This window comes from Actinacidiphila acididurans (assembly GCF_016918855.1).
Lineage (GTDB): Bacteria > Actinomycetota > Actinomycetes > Streptomycetales > Streptomycetaceae > Actinacidiphila > Actinacidiphila acididurans.
Genome location: NZ_JADKYB010000034.1, coordinates 47553 through 71686 on the forward strand (window position 1 = coordinate 47553; position 24134 = coordinate 71686).

A 24134-nucleotide genomic window follows, 5' to 3' on the forward strand; every position below is an offset into this window, starting at 1 on the left:
CGGATCGGCGGATCGGCGGATCGGCGGATCGGCGGATCGGCGGATCGGCGGATCGTAAAGCGCCCGTGACGTCACATGCGGCCGGTTGGGTCGGTCGGCGTCATGGCGAGCTTTCCTTCGAGGAGCGGGGCGACGTGGGTTCCCGCGAGGGCGGGGACGCCAGCGCGTGGGTGATGCGTGGCGGTCCGGCCAGCAGGCGCCGCGCCCGCGTCTCGAACTCGTGGTCCAGCCCGGTGTAGCGGTCGTGGTGCTGGGCCAGGTGTTCGGCCCAGGAAGCGACCGTGAAGGTCTCGACGAAGTGCGCCGGATCGGCGGCGTCCTGGTACAGGCCCCAACTGGTGGCGCCCGTCCGCCGCCGCGAGCGCTCGACGTGGCTCATGGCCCGGCGGAAGGCCGCGGCGTCGGAGGGTTCGACGGTGTACTCGGCCAGCACCAGGACCGGGCCGCCAGAGGGGGCCGGCTCTGCCGGGAGTGACGGCTGCGGCCAGGCGTCGGCGGGAGCGGGGTCGGGGGGAATCCGGTCGAGCGGCGGCCACCGGCGGACCGAGAGCGCGCCGAGCAGCAGGAACCCCGCGGCGCCCGCCATGGCCGGGACGAGTCCGGCCCACGCAGCGACCAGCCCCCAGCCCAGGGCGCCGAGGGCCTGCCCGCCCTGGAAGACGGCCAGATAGAACGCCAGGCCCCGGGCGCGCACCCAGGACGGCAGCGTGAGCTGCATCGACGCGTTCAGCGTCGACAACGCCACGATCCAGACCACACCGGCGCAGACCAGGGCCGCCGCGGCGACGACGGTGCTGCGGGTGACCGCCAGCGTGGCCAGCACCGCGGCGAAGGCGGCGCCGGATCCGGCGAGCAGGCGGCCCGCGGACTGACCGCGCCGCACTCGCGGCAGAAGCACCGCACCACCCACCGCTCCGAGCCCCACCGCGCCGAGCAGGAGCCCGTACCCGGACGAGCCGAGGCCGAGGCACTGGCGGGCCACCACCGGCAGCAGCGCCCACATCCCGGCGGCGCCTGGCACGAACAGCGCGGCCCGCAGCAGGATGCGGCGCACGCGGGGGGCGTGCCGGACGTAGCGGCTGCCGGCGCGCATCGCGGCACTGACGTGTTCGCGCTCCTGGCCGGCGCGAGGCGGCGGCTCGGCGGGGCGCCATCGCCACAGGACGGCGGCGATCCCCAGAAAGGACAGGGCGTTCAGGGCGAACGTCCATCCGGCGCCGGCGGCCGCGACCAGGACGCCGCCCAGGGCCGGCCCGATCGCGCGTGCCGTGTTCATGTTGACCGCGCCCAGCGCCGAGGCCTGGGCCAGCAGGTCGCGCGGCACCAGGCCGGGCTGGATCGCCTGCCAGGCCGGCGCGTTGAGCGCGGAGCCGCAGCCCAGCAGAAAGGTGATCCCCAGCAGCGCGGCGGGCGGCAGGTGCCCGGTGAGCGCGAGGGCGGCCTGGCATCCGGCCAGCGCGGCCATCGCGAACTGGGCGCCGATCAGGAGCCTGCGACGGTCGGTCAGGTCGGCGAGGACCCCGGCGGGCAGGGCGAGCAGCAGGATCGGGGCGCCGGCCGCGACCTGGACCAGGGTGACCGTGAGCGCGCCGTGGCCGACGAGCAGCCACTGCTCGCCGACGGTCTGCATCCAGGTGCCCAGGTTCGAGGCGAGTTGCGCGATCCACAGCAGCCGGAAGACCCGGCCGGCCAGCGGCGCCCACGCCGAGGTCCCGGGCGCGGCCGAGCGTGGTGCCTCGTCGTCCGGCATCGATTGCCTTTCGTCGCTCCGGGTGCGCTCCGGGCGGGTTCGGGCCGGGGGCCCGGCCCTCGTCCAGCGCGGTCGGCGTCACCCCATCACGCCCCGGGCCGGCTTCACATCGGGGTCGGTCCCCAGCCGTGCGGCGCGACCCGGGGAGCGCCGGCACTGGGGTGTTTCCACGGTTCGAGCGGACGGGACCGGGTGTTGTGCTGCCGGCAGTGCCCACCGTCGCGCGGAGTTGCGATGACATCCATGCCCGTGGCGGGACTCAGGCCCCCGATCCCGAAAGGCACTCCATGAAACCGATGCCCTGGAACACCCCGGCGGACCGCCGGACCCTGCTGCGTACGGCGGCCGCGCTGCCCGCCGCCGCCGTCATGGCCGGCGGTGCCCTGGAGGGCACGGCGGCCGCGGCCGACGCTCCCGGCCTTCCCGACTTCGCACCGGTGCCGGCCGCCGCGACCGGGCCGGAGCTCAACGACTCGGGCTACTTCGTCGGCCGGATCCACGGCAACCTCCACTGGGTCACCGACGGCTTCTACCAGGCGATGTTCCTCAGCACCCGGGAAGGCGTCGTCCTGGTCGACGCGCCGCCGACGATCGGGCACAACCTCCTGCGGGCGATCGCCGAGGTGACGCAGGCCAACGGCCGTCCGGCGACGGTCACGCACCTGGTCTACTCGCACTCGCACGCCGACCACGCCGGGGCCTCGTCGATCCTCGGCAAGGACGTCGTGCGCATCGGCCACGCGGAATGCCGGCGCCTGCTGCTGCGCGCCGACGACCCGAACCGTCCGGCGCCGACCGTCACCTTCGAGGACCGCTACACCCTCCAGGTCGGCGGCGAGACCCTGGAGCTGGCCTACCACGGCCCCAATCACGCCCCGGACAACATCTTCGTCCACGCTCCGGAACACAGGACGCTGATGGTCGTCGACATCCTGTACCCGGGCTGGGTGCCGTTCAAGAACCTCGCGGTGTCCCAGGACATCCCGGCCTGGATCCGGGCGCAGGACATCGCGATGGGCTATCCGTGGCGGACCCTGGTCGGCGGTCATCTCGGCCGGCTCGGCGTGCGCGCGGACGGCGACCTCCAGCGGGCCTACATCGCCGACCTCGAAGCCTCCACGCGGGCCTCGATGAACCTGGACCCCACGCCCTACTTCGACACGTACGGCCCGCAGGGCAACTCGTGGGCGATCTTCAAGACGTACCTTGACGCTGTGGCGGTGCAGGCGGCCGCGCCGGTGGCCGCGAAGTACACCGGGGTCCTCGCCGCCGCGGACGTGTTCACCCTCGACAACGCGGCGGCCCTGGTCGAGTCCTTCCGCATCGACGCCGGACTGCTCGGCCCGTTCAGCACCCGCCCCTGAGCACCTCTCACCTCCGCCCCAGACCCCCGTACCGACATCCGCGAATCATCCGCGGATTCCGCTCCAGAGAAAGGCCCGACGGCCATGACCAGCCCGACCCCCGTCCTCTTCATCCATGGCCTGTGGCTGCACAGCGCGTCCTGGCAGCCATGGATCGACCTGTTCCAGGGCGAAGGCTTCGCCCCGTCCGCGCCGGGCTGGCCCGGCGACCCCGACACCGTGGAGGAGTCGCGGCAGAACCCCGAGAGCATCGCCGACCACGGCATCGACGACGTCGTCGAGCACTACGCGGCGATCATCCGCGACATGGACACGCTGCCCATCCTCATCGGCCACTCCTTCGGCGGCATGATCGCCCAGAAGCTGCTCGGCCAGGACCTGGCCGCGGCCGCCGTCGCGATCGACGCGGCCCAGATCAAGGGAGTCCTGCCGCTGCCGCTGTCCGCGCTGCGGTCGACGCTGCCGGTGTTCAAGAACCCGGCGAACAAGCACCGCGCCGTGTCCCTGACCGCCGAGCAGTTCCGCTTCGCCTTCGGCAACGCCCTGACCGAGGAGGAGTCCGACGCGCTGTACGAGCGGTGGACCATCCCCGCGCCCGGCAAGCCGCTGTTCGAGGCCGCCGCGGCGAACTTCAACCCCCACTCGCCGGCGAAGGTCGACACCGCGAACGTCGGGCGCGGTCCGCTGCTGCTGATGTCCGGCGGCAAGGACCACACCGTCCCGGAGACCGTCACCCGGGCCACGCTCAAGCAGTACCGGCACTCCGAGGCCGTCACCGACTTCATGACCTTCCCCGACCGGGGGCACTCGCTGACCATCGACGGCGGCTGGCGCGAGGTCGCGGACGAGGCGCTGGCCTGGCTGCGGCGGCAGAGCCTGGGGACCCCGGCATGACCGCCCCGGTCTTCGACCTCGGCCTGGCCGGCCGGCGGGCCGTGGTCACCGGCGCCGGCCGGGGCATCGGCCTGGCGGTCACCGAGGGCCTCCTGGCCGCCGGGGCCCGCGTCGTCGCCGGGACCAGGAACCGTACCGACGAACTCGACGACCTGGTCGAGCAGGGCGCCGAGCTGACCGTCGTGGAGGTCGACCTGGCCACTCCCGACGGCCCGAGTGCGCTGGTCGCCGCCGCGGCCGAGCTGCACGGCGGGCTCGACGTCCTGGTGAACAACGTCGGCGCGGTACGGCCGCGGGTCGACGGCTTCCTGGCCACGACCGACGCGGACTGGGACTGGACGTTCACGGTCAATTTCATGGCCGCCGTCCGAGCCACTCGCAGCGCGCTGCCGCACCTGATCGCCGCCGGCGACGGCCGCATCGTCACCGTCTCCTCGGTCAACGCCCGGCTGCCCGACCCGCTGGTCATCGACTACAGCGCCGCCAAGGCGGCCCTGTCCAGCTTCTGCAAGGCGCTGTCCAAGCAGGTGGGTCCGCAGGGGGTGCGCGTCAACTCGGTGAGCCCGGGCCCGGTGGAGACCTCGCTGTGGAAGGGCGCGGACGGCGTGGCCGCGACCGTCGGCGCGGGCCTGGGCCTCGATCCGCACACCGTCGCCGAGACCGCCGCGGCCGACGCGGTCACCGGCCGTTTCAGCCTGCCCTCCGAAGTGGCCGACCTGGTCGTGTTCCTGGCCAGCCGGCGTTCGGGCAACGTCACCGGCGCCGACTTCCTCATCGACGGCGGCATGACCGACACCCTCTGATCCCCGGGCCCCGCCAGGCCCGCCGGCATGCCGTCACCCACCACCGATCCTGGAGCACCCAGTGAAACTGCCCCTGCCCAAGAACCGCCGCCTGCTCGGCGTGGCCCTCGCCATGGCCGTCGCCGTGGGCGCGACCACGATCACCGCGGCCGCGGCCCCCGCGTCGGCGTCGTCCGCCGGCGAGCGGGTGCCCGCGGGGTTCAGCCAGCACAAGACCCGCGTCGCCGGCATCGGCCTGCACTACGTCATCGGCGGCCACGGACCGACGCTGCTGCTCATCCACGGCTACCCGCAGACCTGGTACGAGTGGCACGGCATCATGCCCGCGCTGGCCGAGCACTACACGGTCATCGCCCCCGACCTGCCCGGCGCCGGACAGAGCGATGCCCCGCCCGCCGGCTACGACAAGAAGACGATGGCCACCGAGCTGCACGCGCTGCTGGCGTCGCTCGGCAAGGACCGCGATGTACGGATCGTCGGCCACGACATCGGCACGATGGTCGGCTACTCCTACGCCGCCCAGTACCCGGCCACCGTCACCAAGCTCGTGCTGAGCGAGGCGCCGATCCCGGACCTGAGCATCTACACGATCCCCTCGCTGACCGCACAAGGGCCCGGCGTGTGGAACTTCGGGTTCTTCAACCTGACCGACGGCCTGCCGGAGAACATGATCAAGGGCCGCGAGGTCGCCTGGACCGCCGGCTTCATCGGCGGGTTCGAGGGCGTCAAGGGCGCGGTGAGCCAGGCCGACATCAAGGTGTTCGCCCACTATCTGCGCGACCCCGCCCATCTGAAGGCCAGCCTGGCCTGGTTCCGCACGTTCCCGCAGGACATCCGCGACGACGAGCAGTTCCAGAAGACCCCGCTCACCATGCCGGTGCTCGCCATCGGCGCCTCGGGCAGCCTCCGCGAGGCCGAGGGCGACCAGGTCAAGCAGTACGCCTCCGACGTCACCGGCGTGGTCGTCCCCGACTCCGGCCACTGGATCTACGAAGAACACCCCGAGGAACTGACCGCCATGCTGCTCGACTTCCTCGGCCGCCCCTGAACCGCCCGCCCCTGAACCGCCCGACACGGACGCTGTGACCCATCGGCGGGACCGCGCTGCCGCGCGCGGTCCCGCCGTCCTCGACGGTGCTTCAGCCCTCCTCGTTCAGCACCGAGCGCAGCTGCCGCCGGGAGGTGATGTCGAGCTTCCGGAACACCTTGTTGAGGTGGTACTCGACGGTCGACCGGGTGATGAACAGCCGGGCCGCTATCTCCGCGTTCGTCGATCCGCCGGCGGCCAGCCCGGCGATCCGCCGCTCCTGCGGCGTCAGGTCGTGCTCGGTCTGCAGGGTCCGCTTCCGGGCGCGCTCGCCGGTGGCCAGCAGCTCGACCCGGGCGCGTTCGGCGAAGGCGGCCGCGCCCATGCCCGCGAACATCTCGTGCGCGGTCCGCAGTTCGGCCCGGGCGTCGGCGCGGCGCCTGCGCCGGCGCAGCCACTCGCCGTAGAGCAGGTGCGTACGCGCCAGATCCGTCCGCACCCGCGTGCGGCCGAGCAGCGCCACGGACTCCGCGTAGAAGGCCTCGGCCTGGTCGTCGTCGGCCATCAGCGCCCGGCTGCGGGCCAGCAGCCCCAGCGCCCACGGCGTACCGGCCAGCGGCGCGCGGTCCTCCAGCCGCCTCAAGGCCTCCTTCGCCGTGCCGTGGTCGCCGCAGCGCACCGAGGCCTCGACGAGGTCCGGCAGCACGCGCGGCACGGCTCCGGCGTTGTCGTCGGCGAATGCCACGCGCGCGAAGGCCGCGGCCTCGGCGTAGCGCCCCAGACTGAGTTCCAGCACGGCCAGGCAGTTGCGGACCCAGTCGCCCAGGCCACCGTTCGCGTAGCGGGTCACCAGGTCGCGGACGAGCACGTCCGCCGCGGCCCGGGCCCGCGCCTCCTGGCCGCTCCACGCCAGCATCTCGATCCGGAAGGCCAGGCCGGGCGACGGCTGCCCGACGACGGCCGCGAGGTCCTCGGCCTCGTCCAGGCAGGCCGTGGCCGCGGCGAACCGGCCGGCCCGCAGCTCCCAGGTGGACCGGACCACCAGCGTCGACCGCAGCGCCCCCAGCGCGCCGATGCGGCGCTCGTGCGCCTCGACGAGCCGGGCGGCCTCCTCGCCGCCGGCGTCGTCCCAGATCTCCTCGGCGGCGTAGAGCGCGAGGGTCGCGGGGCGTAATCCGTGTTCGATCACCTCGCCGTCCCGGCCCATGGCGGCAAGCGCCGCCCGGAGCACGGGCACCGCCGGTTCGTAGCCGCGCTCCAGGCGCAGGGCGAAGCCCTGAAGGAGGAGATCGGCGCTGGTCGGCGGGGCCGACCGCATGGCCGGCGAGGCCAGGACCGCCGCGGCGAACTCCTCGCGGACCGTGTCGTGGTCGCCGCACAATGCCGCCAGCAGCCCTTCCAGCAGCATCGACCGGGCCAGGGCGGGGTCGGCTGCGGCGACCGTGTCGGCCGCAGCCAGCAGCCGGGACAGGACGCCCCCGATCCGCTCGAAGTAGATGTCGGTCGTCGCCCTGGCGTGCAGGGCCCGGGCCCGGAGCACCGGGTCGCCGGAGACCAGCAGCGGCTCGGCCTGCTCCAGCATGGCCTGCGCCGTGGCCGGGTCCCCGAGGACGAGGTGTGCCCTGACGGCTTCGACGAGCCGGACCGCCCGGTCGGCCACCGACAACTCCGCCGCACGTGCCAGGAACGCGGCCCGCGCGGCGTAGCCGCCCCTGGCCCGGGCCAGTTCCGACGCCGTGTCGAGTTCGCCGGCCACCTCGTCGTCGAGCCCGATCGTCGCCTCGGCGCGGTGCCAGGCCCGGCGTTCGGGGCTGTGCACCGGATCGCTGACCGCGGCGAGCGCCGCGTGGACCCGGCGGCGCTCGGCCGCGTCGGCCCCGCGGTACACGGCCGACCGGATGAGCGGGTGCCGGAACTCGACGCCGCGGCCGTGGGTGAGCACGCCCGCCGATATCGCCGCGTCCGCGGCCTTGGCGGGGACGCCGAGTTCCCCGGCGGCGCGCCACAGGAGCAGCGCGTCCTGCGGCGGCGCGGCCGACAGCAGCACCAGGAAGGTCCGGGTCTCCTCGGGCAGACCTCGCACCAGTTGCCCGAAGTGGTTCTCCAGCCGGGCCCCGACCGGGAGCGGCTCGAGCAGCGGAGCCGTCCCCGCCAGGTGGGCCGGGCTGAGCGCGTCGGCGCTCTCGATCAGCGCCAGGGGATTTCCGCCGGTGTCGGTGACGATGCGCGCGGCCACCGCCGGATCCAGCCGGCCGGCGACGTTGTGCCCGAGCAGCCCGTGCGCGTCGGCGTCGGCCAGGCCGCGGACCGGCAGGGTGGTGAACCCCTCGAACCCGCCGGATCCCGGGAGGTCCTCACGGCCGGCGACGACGAGGCCGATCCCCTCGGCGCCGAGCCGGCGGCCGACGAACGCCAGCGCGTCGCGGGACTCGCGGTCGAGCCACTGCACATCGTCGACCAGGCACAGCAGCGGCTGCTCCACAGCGGCGTCGGCCAGCAGGGTCAGGGCCGCCATGCCGACCAGGTAGCGGTCGGCCGGCGGCCCGGCGAGCAGCCCGAACGCCGAGGCCAGGGCCTGGTGCTGCGGTGCCGGCAGCGCGTCGAGGCCGCCCAGGAACGGACGCAGCAGGCAGTGCAGGGCCGCGAAGCCCAGCCGCGCCTCGGACTCGACCCCCGCGGCGCGCACGACGCGCAGGTCCGTCGACGTCTCGGCCATGTGGTCGAGCAGCCTGGTCTTGCCGATGCCGGCCTCGCCGACGAGGACCAGCGCCGAACTCATGCCCTCGCGGACCCCCGCCACCAAGTCGGCCAGGACCCGCAGTTCTTCGTGTCGACCGGTAAGCGGGACCCGGCGGGTACGGGTGCCGGCCGGGGAGTATCCAGCCATCCCCGCCAGCGAAACACCTGGACGCCCGGGGGTCCCTGGGGACGAACCCTAGTCCGGCCGCCGGACCGGCTACGGCTGCTGGGCCCGCAGCGCCTCCGCCAGCCGGCGGCGGGACGATATGCCCAGCTTGGCGTAGATGTTCGACAGGTGGTATTCCACGGTCTTCTGGCTGACGTAGAGCTCTGCCGCGGCCTCCTGGTTCGTCCGCCCGCCGGCGATCAGATACGCCACCGACAGCTCCCGCTCGGTGAGGGCGAGCACGCGGCTGGGGGCCTGCGCGGGGGCGGTGAGCCCGATCGCCGCCAGGTCCGCGTCGCAGCGCTCCAGATACGGTGCCGCCCGCAGTGCGCCGAACCGGTCGTGGGCCGATTTGAACCACCGCGCGGCCTCGCGCCGGGAGCCGGAGTTGGTCGCCACGAGGAGCCTGCCGTAGCTGTGCTCCAGCATCGCGCGGAACAAAGGAGCGGTGTCACCGCCCTCGTCCGGCGTTTCGGCGACGGCCTGCGCGTAGATCGCCAGCGCGTCGCGCGGCCGGCCCTGGGCTTCGGCCAGTTGGCCGCTCAGCCGGGCCAGGACGTCCTGCATGTAGCCCGTCCCGTCGTAGCCCTGCCGGAAGTCGTCGAGCGCGAGGGCGGCGGTCGCCGGCTGTCCCGTTCCGATGAGTGCTTCGACCAGCAGCGACTGCTGCCACAGCCAGAAGGGCTTGAACCGCAGCCGGATCCGCTCACCGGAGCTGTCGGCCGCGCGGTCGATCAGCGGCTCCAGCGCCCTGAGCATGGTGGCGTGGTCGGCCCGGGCCTGCGCCAGCATCGCCTGGGCCAGCGCGGCGTAGACGATCTCCGCGGGCGGCGATCCCAGCGCCTCGGTGATCCGGGACAGGGCGTCGACATGGCCCTGGGCGGCGTCCCACTGGCCCCGGCCCGCCTCGACGCACACGGCCGCGAACCAGGCGGCCGCGTCACCGAGCACATGGTCCTGAACCGCGGCGATCGCCAGCGCCCGGTCCGTCGAGGACTCGCTCGCGTTCCAGTCGCCCGACAGGTACTCCAGGATCGCCAGCAGCGACAGGGACAGATGGCTGAGTTTCGACCCGGCGCCCCGCTGGTCGCGCTGCGCCACCGTCGCCAGATCGGCGCGCGCCGCGAGCAGCCGGCCCAGGAACAGCCGCATGACGCCGCGCGTGGCCAGCGTGTCGAGTTGGTGGTCCGCCGCCTGGGCGGCCTCGGCGGGCAGGTGCGCCACGTCCAGCAACGCGGCGCGCGGCCCCTGGTCCCACATCCGGCCGGTCGCCAGCACCGCGCGGGTGAAGTCGGACGTGGCGGGGTCGAGGTCGCCGATGGCCAGCGTCTTGCCGGCGATGTCCACGGTCTCGGCGCCGCGGCAGTGCCGGATCGTGATGACGGCCAGGAACGTCCCCGCCAGGACCGCGACCCAGCCCGACTCGGGGTCCGCGAGCGCCTCGTGCCAGGCCTCGGTGAGCCGGGCCTCGGCGGCGGTGAACCGGCCGTCCAGCAGGTCCATGACGCCGAGGACGCAGGTGCGCAGGGTGCCGGGCGCGCAGTCCTCGACCTGGGTCCTGAGCTTCACCGCCGCCACCGGCTGCATGGTGAGCAGTGACTGGGCGCAGGCCGTCACCAGGCGCCGTTCCCGGTCCGCGCGATCGCCCGAGAGCGACGACGCCCACATCAGACGCATGGCCGCCAGGGCGTTGCGGCCGATGACGGCCTCGGCATTCGCGGACTGCTCCAGTTCGGCGGCCAGGCCCGGATCGGCGGACGTGGCCGCGGCGACCCGGTGCGCCCAGGCCGCGGCCGTACCGACCACGCCGGCGGCGGCGACATGGAGGGTACGGCGGCGTTCGGGGTCGATCGCGTCGTAGACGGCGTCCCGTTGCAGGGCGTGCACCATGGCGACCGGGCTGTGGGATTCGGTCGGCCACCATTGCGCGAGTCCGGCCCCCAGCGCCGGTTTCAGCGCCCGGGCCGGGTCCGGGAGCCCGGCGACCTGCGCGACGGTCGCGAGCGGAAGCCGGGCGTCCAGCACCGCCATCGCCTCGAGGAGGGCCACGGAATCCGGGGGCAGGTGGTCCAGCAGGGTCTTGACGCCGACCCGGAGCGTGCGGGGAACCGGCCACCGCTGCGCCGCCTCGTCCCGGAGCGTCTGGACCGGCACCTCGGCCAGGACGGTCCGCAGGTAGAGGGGATGGCCCTTCGTATAGCCGTGCAGCCGCTGGACCAGGCCCGGCGCCAGCCGTACGTCGAGCAGCCGCCGGGCCATCCGCGCCACGTCGTCCTCGTCGAGCCCGCCGATCCCGACCCGCACCGCCCGGTCCAGGGACCGGACCAGCCGGTCGAGGGTCAGGGCGGTGCTCTCCGCGTCCGACCGGGTCAGCAGCACGGTCAGCACCCGGTCCGCCCACAGCCGGCGCAGGACGAATCCCAGCACCTGGAGGGACAACGGATCGGCCCAGTGGACGTCGTCGACGAAGACCGCGACCGGGCCCTTGGACTCCTGCAGCGCACCGAGCAGCAGCAGCAACTGTCCGCCGATGGCGTGCGGCGACACCCCGACCGCGCTCTCCTGGGCCAGCAACGGGAATGGGGCCACCACATCGCGGTCCACCCGCCGCATCAGCTGGCCGATGACACCGCCGGGGAGGTCGGTCTCCGAAGCATCGCCGGTCGCCCACAGGACCGTGAAGCCCTCCAGCGAGGCCGCCACCTGGCGCGCGAGAGCGCTCTTGCCGATGCCGGCCTCGCCCTCGACGACCGCCAGCCACGCCTCGCCGTCGCGCACCTTGGCCGCACAGGCCGCAAGCCGCTCGGACTCGCGCAGCCGCCCGACGAAGACCTCGCCGTGGCCGTCCGCGGTCGCGTCCGCCGCGCTGGTGGCCACGCTCATGGTTGGAGTCCCCCGGGGATGGGCGCATCGGTGCAGGCGGGCGCGGGTGCGACCAGGACGATTCTAAGCGTGATCCGGCCTGCCGGGTCCGCGCGCCGTCGCGGAGCGACCGGGGCGCCGCCGCTCGTGGCGGCGGCAGGCCGTCGCACAAGTGGCCGTCCGCTCCGCGAGGTTCGCCGAGCGAGCCGATCCGTGGCGCAAGGGCATCAGGGCCAGGCGTCGCTGTCCCCGCCGCGCCACTCCACCAGCCGCGGATCGTCGATGTCCGGGTCCTCCAGGCCGGCGCGGCGCAGGAACTCCTCCACGTCGCCGCGGCGCAGCGCCCGGCCGACGTCGTGCCCGCGAATGACGACACGACGGCCCCCGCTCGACGCCGGGTGGACCACGACGGGCGGATGGGGCGTATCCGTGTCCATGACCCCAGCCTGCGCGGAATCGCCGCCGGCCGCATGTCGGTCGGCCGGCGGGCAGTGCCCACCCCCCGCCGTTCGGCGCAGGCCACGGGTCCGGCGCAGGCCACGGGGCCGGGCCCGGTCAGGCGGGGGGCTCGCCGTATCCGCCGCCGCCGGGCGTCTCGATCACCAGGACGTCGCCGGGGCCGACCTGGACGCTGCCGTCGCCGTCGAGGGGGGCTACGGTGCCGTCCGCGCGTTCCACCCGGCCCGCGCCGGTGGCCCCGGGGCGGCCGCCCGCCATCCCGTACGGGGGCACGCGGCGGTGGGAGGCGAGGGTGCTGACCGTCATGGGTTCCAGGAAGCGGATGCGGCGTACGGCGCCGTCGCCGCCGTGCCAGCGGCCCGCGCCACCGCTGCCGCGGCGTACCGAGAACTCCTCGACCAGCACGGGGTGGCGGAATTCCAGCACCTCGGGGTCGGTGAGGCGGGAGTTGGTCATGTGGGTCTGCACCACGCTCGCCCCGTCGAAGTCCGGCCCGGCGCCGGAGCCGGAGGCGACCGTCTCGTAGTACTGGTGCCGCTCGTTGCCGAAGGAGACGTTGTTCATCGTCCCCGAGCCCTCGGCCTGGACGCCCATCGCGGCGTACAGGGCGCCGATGAGCGACTGGGAGGTCTCCACGTTTCCGGCGACCACTGCGGCGGGAAAGGCGGGGGCGAGCATCGAGCCGTCGGGGACGAGGATGTGCAGCGGGCGCAGGCAGCCGTCGTTGAGCGGGATGTCGTCGGCGACAAGGGTGCGGAAAACGTAGAGCACCGCGGCGGTCACCACCGAGGAGGGGGCGTTGCGGTTGGTGGCGAGCTGCGGTGAGGTGCCGGTGAAGTCCAGGGTGGCGCGGCGGCGGGTGCGGTCCACGGTGACGCGCACCGTGATCACCGCGCCGGAGTCCGTCTCGTAGCGGCAGGAGCCGTCGCTGAGGGAGTCGATGACGCGGCGTACGGCCTCCTCGGCGTTGTCCTGGACGTGCCGCATGTACGCCTGCACCACGGCGAGGCCGAAGTGCTCGATCATCCGGCCGACTTCCTCGACGCCTTTGCGGTTGGCGGCGATCTGGGCGCGCAGGTCGGCGAGGTTGGTGGCCGGGCCGCGGGACGGGTACGGGCCGGATGTCAGCAGGTCGCGCGTCCGCTGCTCGCGGAAGGTGCCGTCCTCGACCAGCGGCCAGGCGTCGAAGAGGACGCCCTCCTCCTCGATCCTGCGGCTGTGCGCCGGCATGGAGCCTGGGCTGAGCCCGCCGATCTCCGCGTGGTGGCCGCGCGAGGCGACCCAGAACAGGATCCGGGACTCTTCGCCGGGCGCGGTTGCGCCGAAGACGGGGGTGACGACAGTGATGTCGGGCAGGTGGGTGCCGCCGTGATAAGGATCGTTGACGGCATAGGTGTCGCCGGGCCGCATCAACGCGCCCCTGCGGCGGATGACCTCCTTGACGGCGGTGCCCATCGACCCCAGGTGCACCGGGATGTGCGGCGCGTTGGCGACCAGATTGCCGTCGGGGTCGAACAGGGCGCAGGAGAAGTCCAGCCGTTCCTTGATGTTGACCGACTGGGCGGTGGACTCCAGGCGCGCGCCCATCTGTTCGGCGATCGACATGAAGAGGTTGTTGAAGATCTCCAGCATGACCGGGTCGGCCTCGGTGCCCAGGCTGCTCCCCCGGCGTTCCACGACGCGCTCCAGCACCAGGTGGCCGCCGTCGGCCATGGCCGCGCGCCAGCCGTCGTCCACCACGGTGGTGGCGTTGGCCTCGGCGATGACGGCGGGCCCGGTGACGGTGGCGCCGGGCGGCATCGTCTCCCGGTGCAGCAGCGGGACCTGGTGCCAGGTGCCGCCGGTGTGCATCCGTACGGTGCCGCGCGGCGGCGCGGCGGTACGGGCGCCGTCGGGGTCGGACGCGGCGGTCGGGGCGCCGGGGGCGGGTTCGGGCTGTTCGGTCAGGCCGGTCGCCTCCACGGACAGCGCCTCCACGACGACGGGACGGTCCATCAGGAAGGAGTAGCGGGCGCGGTGGTCGGCCTCGAAATCGCGCACCATGGCGTCGGGTTCGGCCAGGGCGACCGGGACGGCGGTGTCGGTGCCGTCGTACCGCAGCAGGGCCCGGCGTGCGACCCGGACCCGCCCCTCGGGCACGCCCTCGTCGCGCAGTTCGGCGCGGGCGGCGTCCTCCAGCGCTCCGGCGACCCGGCTCACCTCGGGCATCGTGTGCTGGCCCAGCGGGAGTTCGACGGACCGCTCCCGCATGGCGGTGGTGTCGGCCAGCCCGATGCCGAGCGCGGAGAGCACCCCGGCCATCGGCGGCACCAGGACGGTACGGATGCCCAGCGAGTCGGCGACGGCGCAGGCGTGCTGGCCGCCGGCGCCGCCGAAGGTGGTCAGCACGTACTCGGTGACGTCGCGGCCCTTCTGCACGGAGATCCGCTTGACGGCGTTGGCGATGTTGGCGACGGCCACCCCGAGGTAGCCCTCGGCGACCTGCTCGGGGGTGCGCCGGTCACCGGTCTCCCGCTCGATGCGGGCGGCCAGGCCGGCGAACCGCGCCTGCACCTCGGCGACGTCCAGCGGCAGGTCGCCGTCCGGGCCGAACACCGCGGGGAAGTGTTCGGCCTGGACGCGGCCGAGCATCACATTGGCGTCGGTGACGGTCAGCGGGCCGCCGGCCCGGTAGCAGGCGGGACCGGGGTCGGCGCCGGCCGAGTCGGGGCCGACGCGATAGCGGCTGCCGTCGAAGTGCAGCACCGAGCCGCCGCCGGCCGCCACCGTGTGGATGTCCAGCATGGGGGCCCGCAGCCGTACCCCCGCCACCGAAGTGGTGAGCACCCGTTCGTACCCGCCCGCCCAGTGCGAGACGTCGGTCGAGGTGCCGCCCATGTCGAAGCCGATCACCTTGCCGAAGCCGGCCTGCCGGGACATGCGCACCATGCCGACGATGCCGCCGGCCGGGCCGGACAGCACCGCGTCCTTGCCGCGGAAATGACCGGCCTCGGCCAGGCCGCCGTTGGACTGCATGAACATCAGCCGCACCCCGCGCAGCCGGTCCGCGACCCGGCCGACGTAGGAGCGCAGCACCGGTGAGAGGTAGGCGTCGACCACGGTGGTGTCCCCGCGCGGCACGATCTTCATCAGCGGGCTGACCTCGCTGGACAGCGACACCTGCGGGAAACCGGTGTGTTCGGCCAGCGCACCGATCGCGCGCTCGTGCGCCGGGTGCAGGTGGCCGTGCAGGCACACCACCGCCACGGCGCGCACGCCGTCCTCGTACGCGGCCCGCAGGTCGCCGGCCAGCCGCTCCAGGTCCGGCGGGCGCAGTACGGTGCCGTCGGCGCCGATCCGCTCGTCGACCTCGATCACCCGCTCGTAGACCTGCTCGGGCAGCACGATGCGCCGGTCGAAGATGCGCGGCCGGTTCTGGTAGCCGATCCGCAGGGCGTCCCCGAAGCCGCGGGTGACCACCAGGGCCACCCGCTCGCCGGTGCGCTCCAGCAGGGCGTTGGTGGCGACGGTGGTGCCCATGCGCACGCTGTCCACGAGCCCGGCCGGCACGGGGCCGTCCGCCGGGATTCCCAGCAGAATGCGGATGCCGGCCACGGCGGCGTCCTGGTAGTGCGCCGGATTGTCGGAGAGCAGCTTGTGCGTCACCAGACGCCCGTCCGGCCGCCGGGCCACGATGTCGGTGAACGTGCCGCCCCGGTCGACCCAGAACTGCCACCGCCGGCCCGTCATGCCCTCAGTATCGGGCGGGGCGGACCAAACGCGCAAAACGTGACAAGGATCCGGGCGACAGGGATCAGGACCGGCCACCGATCGGCATTCCGCGCGTCAAGGGCGCGTATGAATCGGTGGATCGGGCCGTCAAGGACGTGTCAGGGGCGGCCGCGGCGGCGCTGAGGGTGCCTAGCGTCGGCCGGGTGGGACGCGATGGCGCGCGGATACGGGTGGCGCGCGGCGGCCGGCGCCCGCGGGCCGCCGAGCCGGCGCGGGAGACCGTCGTTGCCCGCGGCTGGCCGCACAACCCACGGTTCGCCGCGGGATGCGCGGCGGCGACGTTCGCGGCGCTGCTGCTGATCGACGGGTGCAGCGGCGGGCTGACCCCGGCGCGGGCCGCGCTGTGGGCGGGCGTGGCGGCGGTCCTGCTGCTGGTGCTGTGGCCCGTACGGGTGACCGCGGGCCCGGGTTGGCTGGCCGTACGGGGCCTGCTGCGGACCCGGCGGGTGCGTACCGACGCGCTGGCCGGCGCGTGGCGGGTCGGCAACGTGTCGGCCGCCTTGGTGCTCAAGGACGTCTACGGCGGCCGGGTCGAACTGGCGCCGGAGATTCTGCTGACCAACCCGCTCGTGTGGCATCTGGTGGACGCCGGGGCGCGCCGCTCGCGGGAGCGCGGCACCCTGCGGACCGGCGGCGCGCTGCTGGACCGGATCGGCCGGCTGATCGACGCGCAGGCCGGGATGATCCTGCGTACGTCCGGGCTGCGCTGAGCACCCCGGACGTACGGCGGCTGATCTCAGGCCAGTGCCCTTTGCGGCGCTACGGGCGCCGGGGCGCCGACGCCGGCCGGCGGTGCGGACAGCACCGGGTCGATGCGCAGATCGGTCACCCCGAGGGGCTCGGCCAGTGCGCGAAGGGCCGGCTCGGACAGCCGGATCCAGGGCCGGTCCGGGCCGAGCGCGCGGACCAGGGCGCGCTCGCTGGTGAACGCGACCGCGGTACGGCCGCCCATGGCGGTTCTGAAGAAGCGGGTGGTGCAGCCCGCGGGCCCCGGCCGGACGGGAACGAACAGTGCGTGTCCGGCCGGGCCGGGTTCAAGCGGCTCGGCGTCCTCGGAATCGGCATGTACCGTCATGGCGCTCTCCTCAAGGTGCGGCTCGTGCCGCCGCGGGCGTCAGGGCCCGCGGCGCTCCTCGAGGCTATGCCCGGCCACACGGCCCACCCCCGAACCCTCCGCACCGCTGACGCCCGCTTGACGCAGAGCGCCGTTGCTTGACGTGGTTCTGACGGTGGCGCGGCCGGGGGCGGGAGCGGGAGCGGATCCGTACGGCGGTGTCGCCGCCATCCCGCCTCCGAGAGGCTCAATTCCCTCATTTCGGCTAAAATTCTGGTAATGCGCTGCGCGGATGGCGAGCCGGGGCCCGCCGGGCGAACCGGCATCGCACGAGGCGGGCGGTCCGGTCCCGGATGACCGTGAGCGTCCTGCGCGTGCTGCCCACCGCCGTCCTCGCGGCGGCGGGACTGGTGCTCGCGCTGGCCCCGCCGGACGGACATTACGGTCTGCTGCTGGCGGTGGTGCCGTTCCTGGCCGCGTCGGTGCACGGCGCGCAGGCCACCGCGGCGCTGGGCCTGCTCACCGTGGCGGCGTTCGGCGGGCTGCACCTGTGGCGCACCGAGGACAGCGCCGACGTGGCGCTGATCAAGCTGGCCTTCGTGACGGCGGCCGGGCTGATCGCGGTGCTGGTCAGCCAGGCGCGGGGCCGTGAGCGGACACTGGACCGTACCCGCAACGTCGCGCTCGCCCTGCAACAGGGCCTGCTCCCCCGGGCCGTACCCGGCAACAGCGCCGTCGACGTGTGCCACCGCTATGTGCCGACCGACACCGAGGCCGGCGTGGGCGGCGACTGGTTCGACGTGATCAAGCTCTCCGGGGCGCGGGTGGCGCTGGTGATGGGGGACGTGGTGGGTCACGGGATCCACGCGGCGGCGACCATGGGCCGGCTGCGCACCGCCGTCCGCACCCTCGCCGACCTCGACCTCCCCCCGGACGAACTGCTGGCCCGGATGGACGACCTGACCGCGCAGCTCACCGATGAGGACGACACCCGCGACCTGGGCGCGACCTGCCTGTACCTGGTCTACGACCCGGTCTCCCGCCGCTGCACCATGGCCAGCGCCGGCCACACCCCGCCCGCGCTGGCCCGCCCCGGCGGCACGGTCGAATTCCCCCGGCTCGCCACGCATCCCCCGCTCGGCATCGGCGGCACCCCGTTCACCACCACCGAACTCACCCTCGACGAGGGCACGGTGATCGCCCTCTACACCGACGGCCTGCTCGATCTGCGCGGCCGCGGCCCGGACGCGGCCCTGCGGGACCTGGCCGACGCGCTCACCCCGGCCGACCGGCCGCTGCCGCAGATCTGCGAACGGATCCACGCGCAGGCGCCGGCGGACCGCGACGACGACATCGCCCTGCTGGTCGCCCGGGTCGGCACGGTGCCGGCCGACTCCGTCGCCACCTGGGAGTTCCCACCCGGCCCCGCATCCGCCGGCCGGGCGCGCGCCGCCACGTCCGGGCAGTTGGAGCGGTGGGGTCTGGACGAGGCCGCGTTCACCGCCGAGATCGTGGTGAGCGAACTGGTCACCAACGCCGTACGGCACGCCGCCCCGCCCGTCGCACTGCGCCTGATCAAGGACGAGACACTGATCTTCGAGGTCTCCGACGGCAGCGGCACCGCGCCGCACATGCGGCTGCCGCGCCTGATGGACGAGGGCGGCCGTGGCCTGTACCTGGTGGGCGCGCTCGCCGACCGCTGGGGCACCCGCTACACCGAGACCGGCAAGACCGTCTGGGTCGACCTGCCGATGCCGGCGCGGGCTTCCGGGGGCGCCGCGGCGATCGAGACGGTGCCCTGAGCGCGGCCGTGCCCTGAGCCTGCCGGTGGGAGCCGGGCAAGTGCCGTACTACGGCCCGGCACCGGACCGGACCCCGGCGCTGAACGGGAGCCGACGCCGTACGGGACCCGGGCACTGCACGGGAGCCGAGCGAGTGCCGTACGCCGACCGGCGCCGTACCGGACCCCGGCGCTGGACGGGAGCCGACGCCGTACCGGACCCCGGCACTGCACGGGAGCCGAGCGAGTGCCGTACGCCGACCGGCACCGGACAGGAACCCGGCGCTGAACGGAACCCGGTGCCGTAACCGACCGGCGCATACCGGGCGCCGGTACGGGCAGCCGCAGGTCACGACGGACCGCCGAGCGAGGAAGGGCAGGCACCCGATGACCGACGACGCGATGGGCGACGAGGTCTACGAGCCGACGGACGGCAACGAGGAGCAGGAGGACGCCGCCCCGCTGGACCTGGAGGACGCGCTCGACGAGGACGACCTGGACGACGCCCTCGACAAGGGCTGGTCGCCGCCGGAACGCCCGCTGGGCGTCGACAAGGTGGGCACCACCGCGGCCGAGCAGCACCGCGGGGAGAGCCTGGACGAGCGGCTGGCCGAGGAGGTGCCCGACGAGGCGGAGGACGACGGCGACGGTCTCGGCGACAACCCGGACAGCGACGGCGAACTCACCGACCCCGAGGCCGGCTCCGACCGCTCCGGCCGCCTGCTCTCCCCCGACCATGGTGCCGAGTCGAACACCGACGACACAGTGGCGACGGACGTGGGCATCGACGGAGCCGCGGCCTCGGCGGAGGAGGCCGCCGTGCACCGGGTCGCCGATCCGGAGCACGGCGACGAGGAGACCTGAAGCCTGGCGAACCCGCCGCCTCAGCGCGGTCCCGCGGGCTCCCGGTCCTCCGGGTGGTCGGGGTCCGAACGACGGGCCGGGGCCGCACCCGGGCCCGGGTCGCCGACGGTGACCTGGGCGGGGCGCAGCAGGTGGCTGCCCACGCGGTAGCCGGGGCGGTGGACGGCCGTGCAGACCGGCGGGCCGGCGGGCTCGCGGCGGGTCCGCCCGGGGGCTGCGTGGTCGGGGCCTTCCCGGTCGCGGGCTTCCCGGTCGCTGGACTTGTGGTCGAGTGCTTCGTGGATCGCGGGGTCGAAGGGGTCGCCCTCGGCGCCGAAGGCCTCCAGGCCCAGCGCGGCGACCTGCTCGTCGAGGGCATCGGCGACCTGGCGGAAGCCGCCGGTGACCGCGTCCTGGCGGCGGGCCGCGTCCACAGCGTCGAGCACCGGCAGCAGGCCGGCCAGCACGTTGGCCACCGCGATCTCGCGCACGGCCATGTGATCGCGCCGTACCCGCTTGCGGTAGTTGTCGTACTCGGCCTTCAGCCGCTGCAGGTCGTCGGTGCGCTCGCGCAGCCGCTCGCGCAGCGCGGCGCACTCCTCCGGCGGGCCGGCGGGGTGCGCGGGCGGGCCGGCATCCGTACGGGCGTCCTCGGACGCCTCCGGTGCGGCCGGGCCCGCGGGGCTCGCCGGGCCGGCCGGCGGAAGGAGCCCGGCCGGGTCCCGGGCGGCCAGCGCGGGCCGGGCCGGGTGCGGCTCGTCCCGGACGACGGCCGGCCGCCGCCCGACGCCGGGACGGCCACCGCGGGGCCGGCCGGTCATCCCGCTCCTCCCTTGCGCTGCTCGTCGTCGTCGACGATCTCGGCGTCGACCACGTCCTCGTCCGCCGCCTGGCCCGTACCGGAGGTACCGGAGGTGTCGTCCGAGCCGCCGCCCGCGCCGCCGGCGCCGCCGGCGCCCGCCTGGGACGCCTGGCCGGCCGACCGGTCGGCCTGGGCCTGCGCGTACATGGCGCTGCCGATCCTCTGCGCCGCCGCCGTGGCCCGTTCGGTGGCGGCCCGGAGCGCGGCGGTGTCGTCGCCCTTGAGCTTCTCCTTGACGTCGGCCAGTTCGCCCTCGGTCTCGGCGATCACGTCGGCCGGGATCTTGTCGCGGTTCTCGGAGATGAGGTGCTCGGTCTGGTAGACGAGCTGTTCGGCCTGGTTGCGGGTCTCGGCGGACTCCCGCTTGCGCCGGTCCTCCTCGGCGTGCTGGTCGGCCTCCCGGACCATGCGGTCGATGTCGTCCTTGGGCAGGGAGGAGCCGCCGGTGACGGTCATCCGCTGTTCCTTGCCGGTGCCCAGGTCCTTGGCGCCCACGTGCATGATGCCGTTGGCGTCGATGTCGAAGGTGACCTCGATCTGGGGCATCCCGCGCGGGGCCGGCGGCAGGCCGGTCAGCTCGAACATCCCCAGCTTCTTGTTGTACGCCGCGATCTCCCGCTCGCCCTGGAAGACCTGGATCTGCACCGACGGCTGGTTGTCCTCCGCCGTGGTGAAGATCTCCGAGCGCTTGGTCGGGATCGTGGTGTTCCGCTCGATCAGGCGGGTCATGATGCCGCCCTTGGTCTCGATACCGAGCGAGAGCGGGGTGACGTCCAGCAGCAGGACGTCCTTGACCTCACCCTTGAGCACACCCGCCTGGAGCGACGCACCGATGGCCACGACCTCGTCCGGGTTGACGCCCTTGTGCGGCTCCTTGCCACCGGTCAGCTCGCGCACGAGATCGGTCACGGCCGGCATCCGCGTCGAACCGCCCACCAGGATCACGTGGTTGATGTCCGCCACATTGATGCCGGCGTCCTGGATCGCGTTGTGGAACGGGTTCTTGCAGCGTTCGAGCAGGTCGGCGGTGAGCTGCTGGAACTGGGCGCGGGTGAGCTTCTCGTCCAGGTGCAGCGGGCCCTCGGCCGACGCGGTGATGTACGGCAGGTTGATCGTCGTCTCGGTGGCCGCGGACAGCTCGATCTTGGCCCGTTCGGCCGCCTCGCGCAGGCGCTGCACCGCCATCTTGTCCTTGATGAGGTCGACGCCGTACTGGTTCTTGAACTGCTTCGCCAGGTGCTCGACGACCCGCTGGTCCCAGTCGTCGCCGCCCAGATGGGTGTCGCCGTTGGTGGCCTTGACCTCGACCACGCCGTCGCCGATCTCCAGCAGCGACACGTCGAAGGTGCCGCCGCCGAGGTCGAAGACCAGGATCGTCTGGTCGCCCTCCTTGTCCAGACCGTAGGCCAGCGCCGCCGCGGTGGGCTCGTTGATGATCCGCAGCACCTTCAGCCCGGCGATCTCGCCCGCCTCCTTGGTGGCGGTGCGCTGCGAGTCGTTGAAGTACGCCGGGACGGTGATGACCGCGTCGGTGACGTCCTCGCCGAGGTACGACTCCGCGTCCCGCTTCAGCTTCTGCAGCACCCGGGCCGAGATCTCCTGAGCGGTGTAGCGCTTGCCCTCGATGTCGCCGTGGTCCGGGAAGCGCCATTGCGGCTCGCCCATGTGCCGCTTGACCGATCGGGCGGTGCGGTCGACGTTCGTCACCGCCTGCCGTTTGGCGACCTCGCCGACCAGCACGTCGCCGTTCTTGGCGAAGCCCACCACCGAGGGCGTGGTCCTGGCCCCCTCGGTGTTGGTGATGACCGTGGGCTCGCCGCCCTCCAGCACGCTGACCACGGAGTTCGTCGTCCCGAGGTCAATACCTACTGCCCGCGCCATGTCCGTCCTCCCTCCTCCGTCCAGCACCCTTCCCCGAAATGCCCGCTTTGATAACTTTTGCCGCTTCTCAGTCTCCCGCGGCGGCGGCCGTCGCGCGCTGTCCGGGGCGGGATTTCTCTCGGTGCCTCTCCTGCCCCGGGCGGGGGCGCATCCGATCGGGTCACGGGGTGGGGGCGGGGCGGTGCTGCGGCGGGAGGGTGACGGGGGTGGCCGGGCGGGAGCGGGGGGCGGGCGGTTCAGCCGGCCAGCCGCTGCAGCCATTCGCGCAGCAGAGCCGTCTCCGTGGCGCGCAGAGGTACCCCGGCGTCCGCAGCCGGTGACCCGGCGGTGAGCGCGGTTTCCAGTGCGGCATCGAGGGCGAGGGCGCGCGAGGCCAGGTCCGACCCGGGCGAGGCGGGCGGGTCCGTGGTGACCGAGGCGATGACGGTGTCCCGCAGCCGCGCCGAAGCGGTCAGGTCCCGCTCCGAGGGACCTTCGCCGATCAGCGCCAGCGTGGCACCCGTCGTCGCCGCAAGGATGACGCGGGTCGCCTGCTCCACCGGAACCCGTAGGCGCCCGGCGTCGGCCGCCCGGCCCAGCAGTCTCACGAGCAGGGCGTGCGCCTCGTCCGCGGCCGGGGGCCGCCGCCCGGGCCGCACAGTGCCGTACATGAGCATGTAGAACGCGGGGTGCTGCACTCCGAAGTCGACGTGCAGGTCCCAGCCGCGGTAGAGGTCGGCCACCGGGTCGTCGGGGGTCAGCGCCAGCGCCTCCCGCTTCTCGGCCAGGTACATCTCGAATCCGTAGGCGGCCAGTTCGGCCAGGAGTCCGTCCTTGTCGTCGAACATCCGGTAGAGCGCGGGGGCCGTGATGCCCGCGGCTGCGGCGACGGCGCGCGTGGAGACCGCTTCGCTGCCGCCCTCCTCCAAAAGCTTGGCGGCCACCTGCAGTACCTGGCGTCGCGCGGCGCGTCGTCCCTCGTCCATGGAACAACGATATCGCATTTTGCGGATCACCGCCTTAACGGTGCTACGCTCAAAACCGGAACAGCGGAACGATGATCCACGCCGCAGCGGGCAGCTCGTCGTCCGCCCGCACACCACCGAACACGCCGCCATCGCGGCAGAAGAGGAACACCGTGTCCGACATCTCGATCGTCATCGCGTCGCATTCCGGCTACGGCCACACCGCGCAGATCGCCGCGGCCGTCGCCGACGGCGCGCGCTCCGTCGCCGGGACGCAGGTCCACCGCGTGGACGTCGCCTCCCTCAGCGACGCCGACTGGGAACTGCTGGACGCCGCGGACGCCATCATCTTCGGCACTCCCACCTACATGGGCACCGCGTCGGGGGCGTTCCACGCCTTCGCCGAGGCCAGCAGCAAGCGGTGGATGGCCCGCACCTGGAGCGACAAGCTCGCGGCGGGATTCACCAACTCCGGTTCCATGAGCGGCGACAAGCTGCACACCCTGCAGTACCTGGCGCTCCTGGCGGCCCAGCACGGAATGCTCTGGGTGAGCCTGAACCTCCTGCCGGGCTGGAACACCACCACATCCGGCCCCCAGGATGACAACCGCCTCGGCTTCTACCTCGGCGCCGGCGCACAGAGCTTCAACGACACCCCCGCCGTCCACGACGCGGACCTGAACACCGCCCGCCACCTCGGCCGGCGCGTCGCCGAGCACACCCGCATCCACCGCGCCGGACTGACCGCCGCAGCGCACTGACGCAACGGTCCGCCAAGAGTGGCCTGCCAGTTTCTTTCAGAGGGTTTCTAATTCGTGAGTAGGCGGTTCCAGCTCGGCCCGGAGTGGGCTGCTGGACTGTCGAGATGAGCTGGGTTCGTGGTGGTCCCGTGGGCGCCGGGCTGACCCCTGTGGGTTCCGGGTCCGTCGAGGCCT

At 73.7% G+C, this 24134-nt stretch carries 18 protein-coding genes; 8 read left to right on the top strand and 10 right to left on the bottom strand.

What is annotated here, in order from left to right; all coding sequences use genetic code 11:
- Window positions 1-100 precede the first annotated feature (100 nt).
- Entirely contained in the window at window positions 101-1750 is a 1650-nt protein-coding gene (locus ITX44_RS38250; RefSeq protein WP_205364113.1) for an MFS transporter, read from the bottom strand.
- Between the two features lie 287 nt (window positions 1751-2037).
- Between ITX44_RS38250 and ITX44_RS38255 the strand changes: the two genes are divergently transcribed.
- From ITX44_RS38255 to ITX44_RS38270, 4 genes are all read left to right on the top strand, one after another.
- The gene (locus tag ITX44_RS38255) at window positions 2038-3114 is read left to right on the top strand and encodes an MBL fold metallo-hydrolase (RefSeq protein WP_205364115.1); all 1077 of its coding nucleotides are present in this window, start codon (window positions 2038-2040) and stop codon (window positions 3112-3114) included.
- An 84-nt stretch (window positions 3115-3198) separates the two neighbouring features.
- Window positions 3199-4008: an alpha/beta hydrolase gene (locus ITX44_RS38260; protein ID WP_205364118.1), complete on the top strand. Its 810-nt coding sequence runs from the start codon at window positions 3199-3201 to the stop codon at window positions 4006-4008.
- Complete coding sequence (locus ITX44_RS38265) at window positions 4005-4811, top strand: SDR family NAD(P)-dependent oxidoreductase (protein WP_205364119.1); 807 nt, start codon at window positions 4005-4007, stop codon at window positions 4809-4811. Before ITX44_RS38260 ends, ITX44_RS38265 begins: the two co-directional genes overlap by 4 nt.
- A gap of 61 nt (window positions 4812-4872) precedes the next feature.
- Entirely contained in the window at window positions 4873-5859 is a 987-nt protein-coding gene (locus ITX44_RS38270) for an alpha/beta fold hydrolase (RefSeq protein ID WP_307795678.1), read from the top strand.
- 91 nt (window positions 5860-5950) lie between these two features.
- Here ITX44_RS38270 and ITX44_RS38275 read toward each other — a convergent pair whose 3' ends face one another.
- From ITX44_RS38275 to ITX44_RS38290, 4 genes are all read right to left on the bottom strand, one after another.
- Window positions 5951-8725 (bottom strand): AAA family ATPase, encoded by a 2775-nt coding sequence (locus ITX44_RS38275; protein ID WP_205364120.1) that lies wholly within the window; start codon window positions 8723-8725, stop codon window positions 5951-5953.
- Window positions 8726-8794: 69 nt separating this feature from the next.
- On the bottom strand, window positions 8795-11626 hold the full coding sequence (locus ITX44_RS38280; protein WP_205364122.1) for an AAA family ATPase: 2832 nt from the start codon (window positions 11624-11626) through the stop codon (window positions 8795-8797).
- 206 nt (window positions 11627-11832) lie between these two features.
- Window positions 11833-12042 (bottom strand): hypothetical protein, encoded by a 210-nt coding sequence (locus ITX44_RS38285; protein ID WP_205364124.1) that lies wholly within the window; start codon window positions 12040-12042, stop codon window positions 11833-11835.
- Between the two features lie 118 nt (window positions 12043-12160).
- Complete coding sequence (locus ITX44_RS38290; RefSeq protein WP_205364131.1) at window positions 12161-15793, bottom strand: hydantoinase B/oxoprolinase family protein; 3633 nt, start codon at window positions 15791-15793, stop codon at window positions 12161-12163.
- A gap of 185 nt (window positions 15794-15978) precedes the next feature.
- Between ITX44_RS38290 and ITX44_RS38295 the strand changes: the two genes are divergently transcribed.
- The gene (locus tag ITX44_RS38295) at window positions 15979-16545 is read left to right on the top strand and encodes a hypothetical protein (RefSeq protein ID WP_236062407.1); all 567 of its coding nucleotides are present in this window, start codon (window positions 15979-15981) and stop codon (window positions 16543-16545) included.
- A 26-nt stretch (window positions 16546-16571) separates the two neighbouring features.
- Here ITX44_RS38295 and ITX44_RS38300 read toward each other — a convergent pair whose 3' ends face one another.
- Window positions 16572-16910 (bottom strand): SAV_915 family protein, encoded by a 339-nt coding sequence (locus ITX44_RS38300; protein WP_205364132.1) that lies wholly within the window; start codon window positions 16908-16910, stop codon window positions 16572-16574.
- 332 nt (window positions 16911-17242) lie between these two features.
- On the opposite strand from ITX44_RS38300, the gene ITX44_RS38305 reads away from it, so the two are divergent.
- Window positions 17243-18691 (top strand): ATP-binding SpoIIE family protein phosphatase, encoded by a 1449-nt coding sequence (locus ITX44_RS38305; RefSeq protein ID WP_236062408.1) that lies wholly within the window; start codon window positions 17243-17245, stop codon window positions 18689-18691.
- A gap of 365 nt (window positions 18692-19056) precedes the next feature.
- Window positions 19057-19533, top strand: coding sequence for a DUF5709 domain-containing protein (locus ITX44_RS38310; protein ID WP_205364133.1), 477 nt, complete (start codon window positions 19057-19059; stop codon window positions 19531-19533).
- A gap of 20 nt (window positions 19534-19553) precedes the next feature.
- On the opposite strand, the gene grpE is transcribed toward ITX44_RS38310, so the two are convergent.
- The 4 genes from grpE to ITX44_RS42480 all read right to left on the bottom strand — a co-directional run bounded on the left by grpE (window position 19554) and on the right by ITX44_RS42480 (window position 23395).
- Window positions 19554-20333, bottom strand: a complete 780-nt coding sequence (gene grpE, locus ITX44_RS38315; RefSeq protein WP_236062409.1) for a nucleotide exchange factor GrpE — start codon at window positions 20331-20333, stop codon at window positions 19554-19556.
- Window positions 20330-22255 (bottom strand): molecular chaperone DnaK, encoded by a 1926-nt coding sequence (dnaK, locus tag ITX44_RS38320; protein ID WP_205364137.1) that lies wholly within the window; start codon window positions 22253-22255, stop codon window positions 20330-20332. The genes grpE and dnaK overlap by 4 nt, the downstream gene beginning before the upstream one ends.
- Window positions 22256-22491: 236 nt before the next feature.
- The gene (locus tag ITX44_RS38325; RefSeq protein WP_205364140.1) at window positions 22492-23220 is read right to left on the bottom strand and encodes a TetR/AcrR family transcriptional regulator; all 729 of its coding nucleotides are present in this window, start codon (window positions 23218-23220) and stop codon (window positions 22492-22494) included.
- Window positions 23221-23269: 49 nt separating this feature from the next.
- Entirely contained in the window at window positions 23270-23395 is a 126-nt protein-coding gene (locus tag ITX44_RS42480) for a hypothetical protein (RefSeq protein ID WP_265934383.1), read from the bottom strand.
- Between ITX44_RS42480 and ITX44_RS38330 the strand changes: the two genes are divergently transcribed.
- Window positions 23373-23960: a flavodoxin family protein gene (locus ITX44_RS38330; protein WP_205364142.1), complete on the top strand. Its 588-nt coding sequence runs from the start codon at window positions 23373-23375 to the stop codon at window positions 23958-23960. The two genes, ITX44_RS42480 and ITX44_RS38330, sit on opposite strands and share 23 nt — an antisense overlap.
- Window positions 23961-24134 lie beyond the last annotated feature (174 nt).

What these genes read in the sequence shown, in the direction of transcription:
- ITX44_RS38325 (WP_205364140.1), bottom strand. Translation starts at nt 23,220, where the DNA reads ATGGACGAGGGACGACGCGCCGCGCGACGCCAGGTACTGCAGGTGGCC.
- ITX44_RS38305 (WP_236062408.1), top strand. Translation starts at nt 17,243, where the DNA reads ATGACCGTGAGCGTCCTGCGCGTGCTGCCCACCGCCGTCCTCGCGGCG.
- ITX44_RS38285 (WP_205364124.1), bottom strand. Translation starts at nt 12,042, where the DNA reads ATGGACACGGATACGCCCCATCCGCCCGTCGTGGTCCACCCGGCGTCG.
- ITX44_RS38310 (WP_205364133.1), top strand. Translation starts at nt 19,057, where the DNA reads ATGACCGACGACGCGATGGGCGACGAGGTCTACGAGCCGACGGACGGC.
- ITX44_RS38260 (WP_205364118.1), top strand. Translation starts at nt 3,199, where the DNA reads ATGACCAGCCCGACCCCCGTCCTCTTCATCCATGGCCTGTGGCTGCAC.
- ITX44_RS38275 (WP_205364120.1), bottom strand. Translation starts at nt 8,725, where the DNA reads ATGGCTGGATACTCCCCGGCCGGCACCCGTACCCGCCGGGTCCCGCTT.
- ITX44_RS38280 (WP_205364122.1), bottom strand. Translation starts at nt 11,626, where the DNA reads ATGAGCGTGGCCACCAGCGCGGCGGACGCGACCGCGGACGGCCACGGC.
- ITX44_RS38300 (WP_205364132.1), bottom strand. Translation starts at nt 16,910, where the DNA reads ATGACGGTACATGCCGATTCCGAGGACGCCGAGCCGCTTGAACCCGGC.
- ITX44_RS42480 (WP_265934383.1), bottom strand. Translation starts at nt 23,395, where the DNA reads ATGACGATCGAGATGTCGGACACGGTGTTCCTCTTCTGCCGCGATGGC.
- dnaK (WP_205364137.1), bottom strand. Translation starts at nt 22,255, where the DNA reads ATGGCGCGGGCAGTAGGTATTGACCTCGGGACGACGAACTCCGTGGTC.
- ITX44_RS38265 (WP_205364119.1), top strand. Translation starts at nt 4,005, where the DNA reads ATGACCGCCCCGGTCTTCGACCTCGGCCTGGCCGGCCGGCGGGCCGTG.
- grpE (WP_236062409.1), bottom strand. Translation starts at nt 20,333, where the DNA reads ATGACCGGCCGGCCCCGCGGTGGCCGTCCCGGCGTCGGGCGGCGGCCG.
- ITX44_RS38250 (WP_205364113.1), bottom strand. Translation starts at nt 1,750, where the DNA reads ATGCCGGACGACGAGGCACCACGCTCGGCCGCGCCCGGGACCTCGGCG.
- ITX44_RS38290 (WP_205364131.1), bottom strand. Translation starts at nt 15,793, where the DNA reads ATGACGGGCCGGCGGTGGCAGTTCTGGGTCGACCGGGGCGGCACGTTC.
- ITX44_RS38255 (WP_205364115.1), top strand. Translation starts at nt 2,038, where the DNA reads ATGAAACCGATGCCCTGGAACACCCCGGCGGACCGCCGGACCCTGCTG.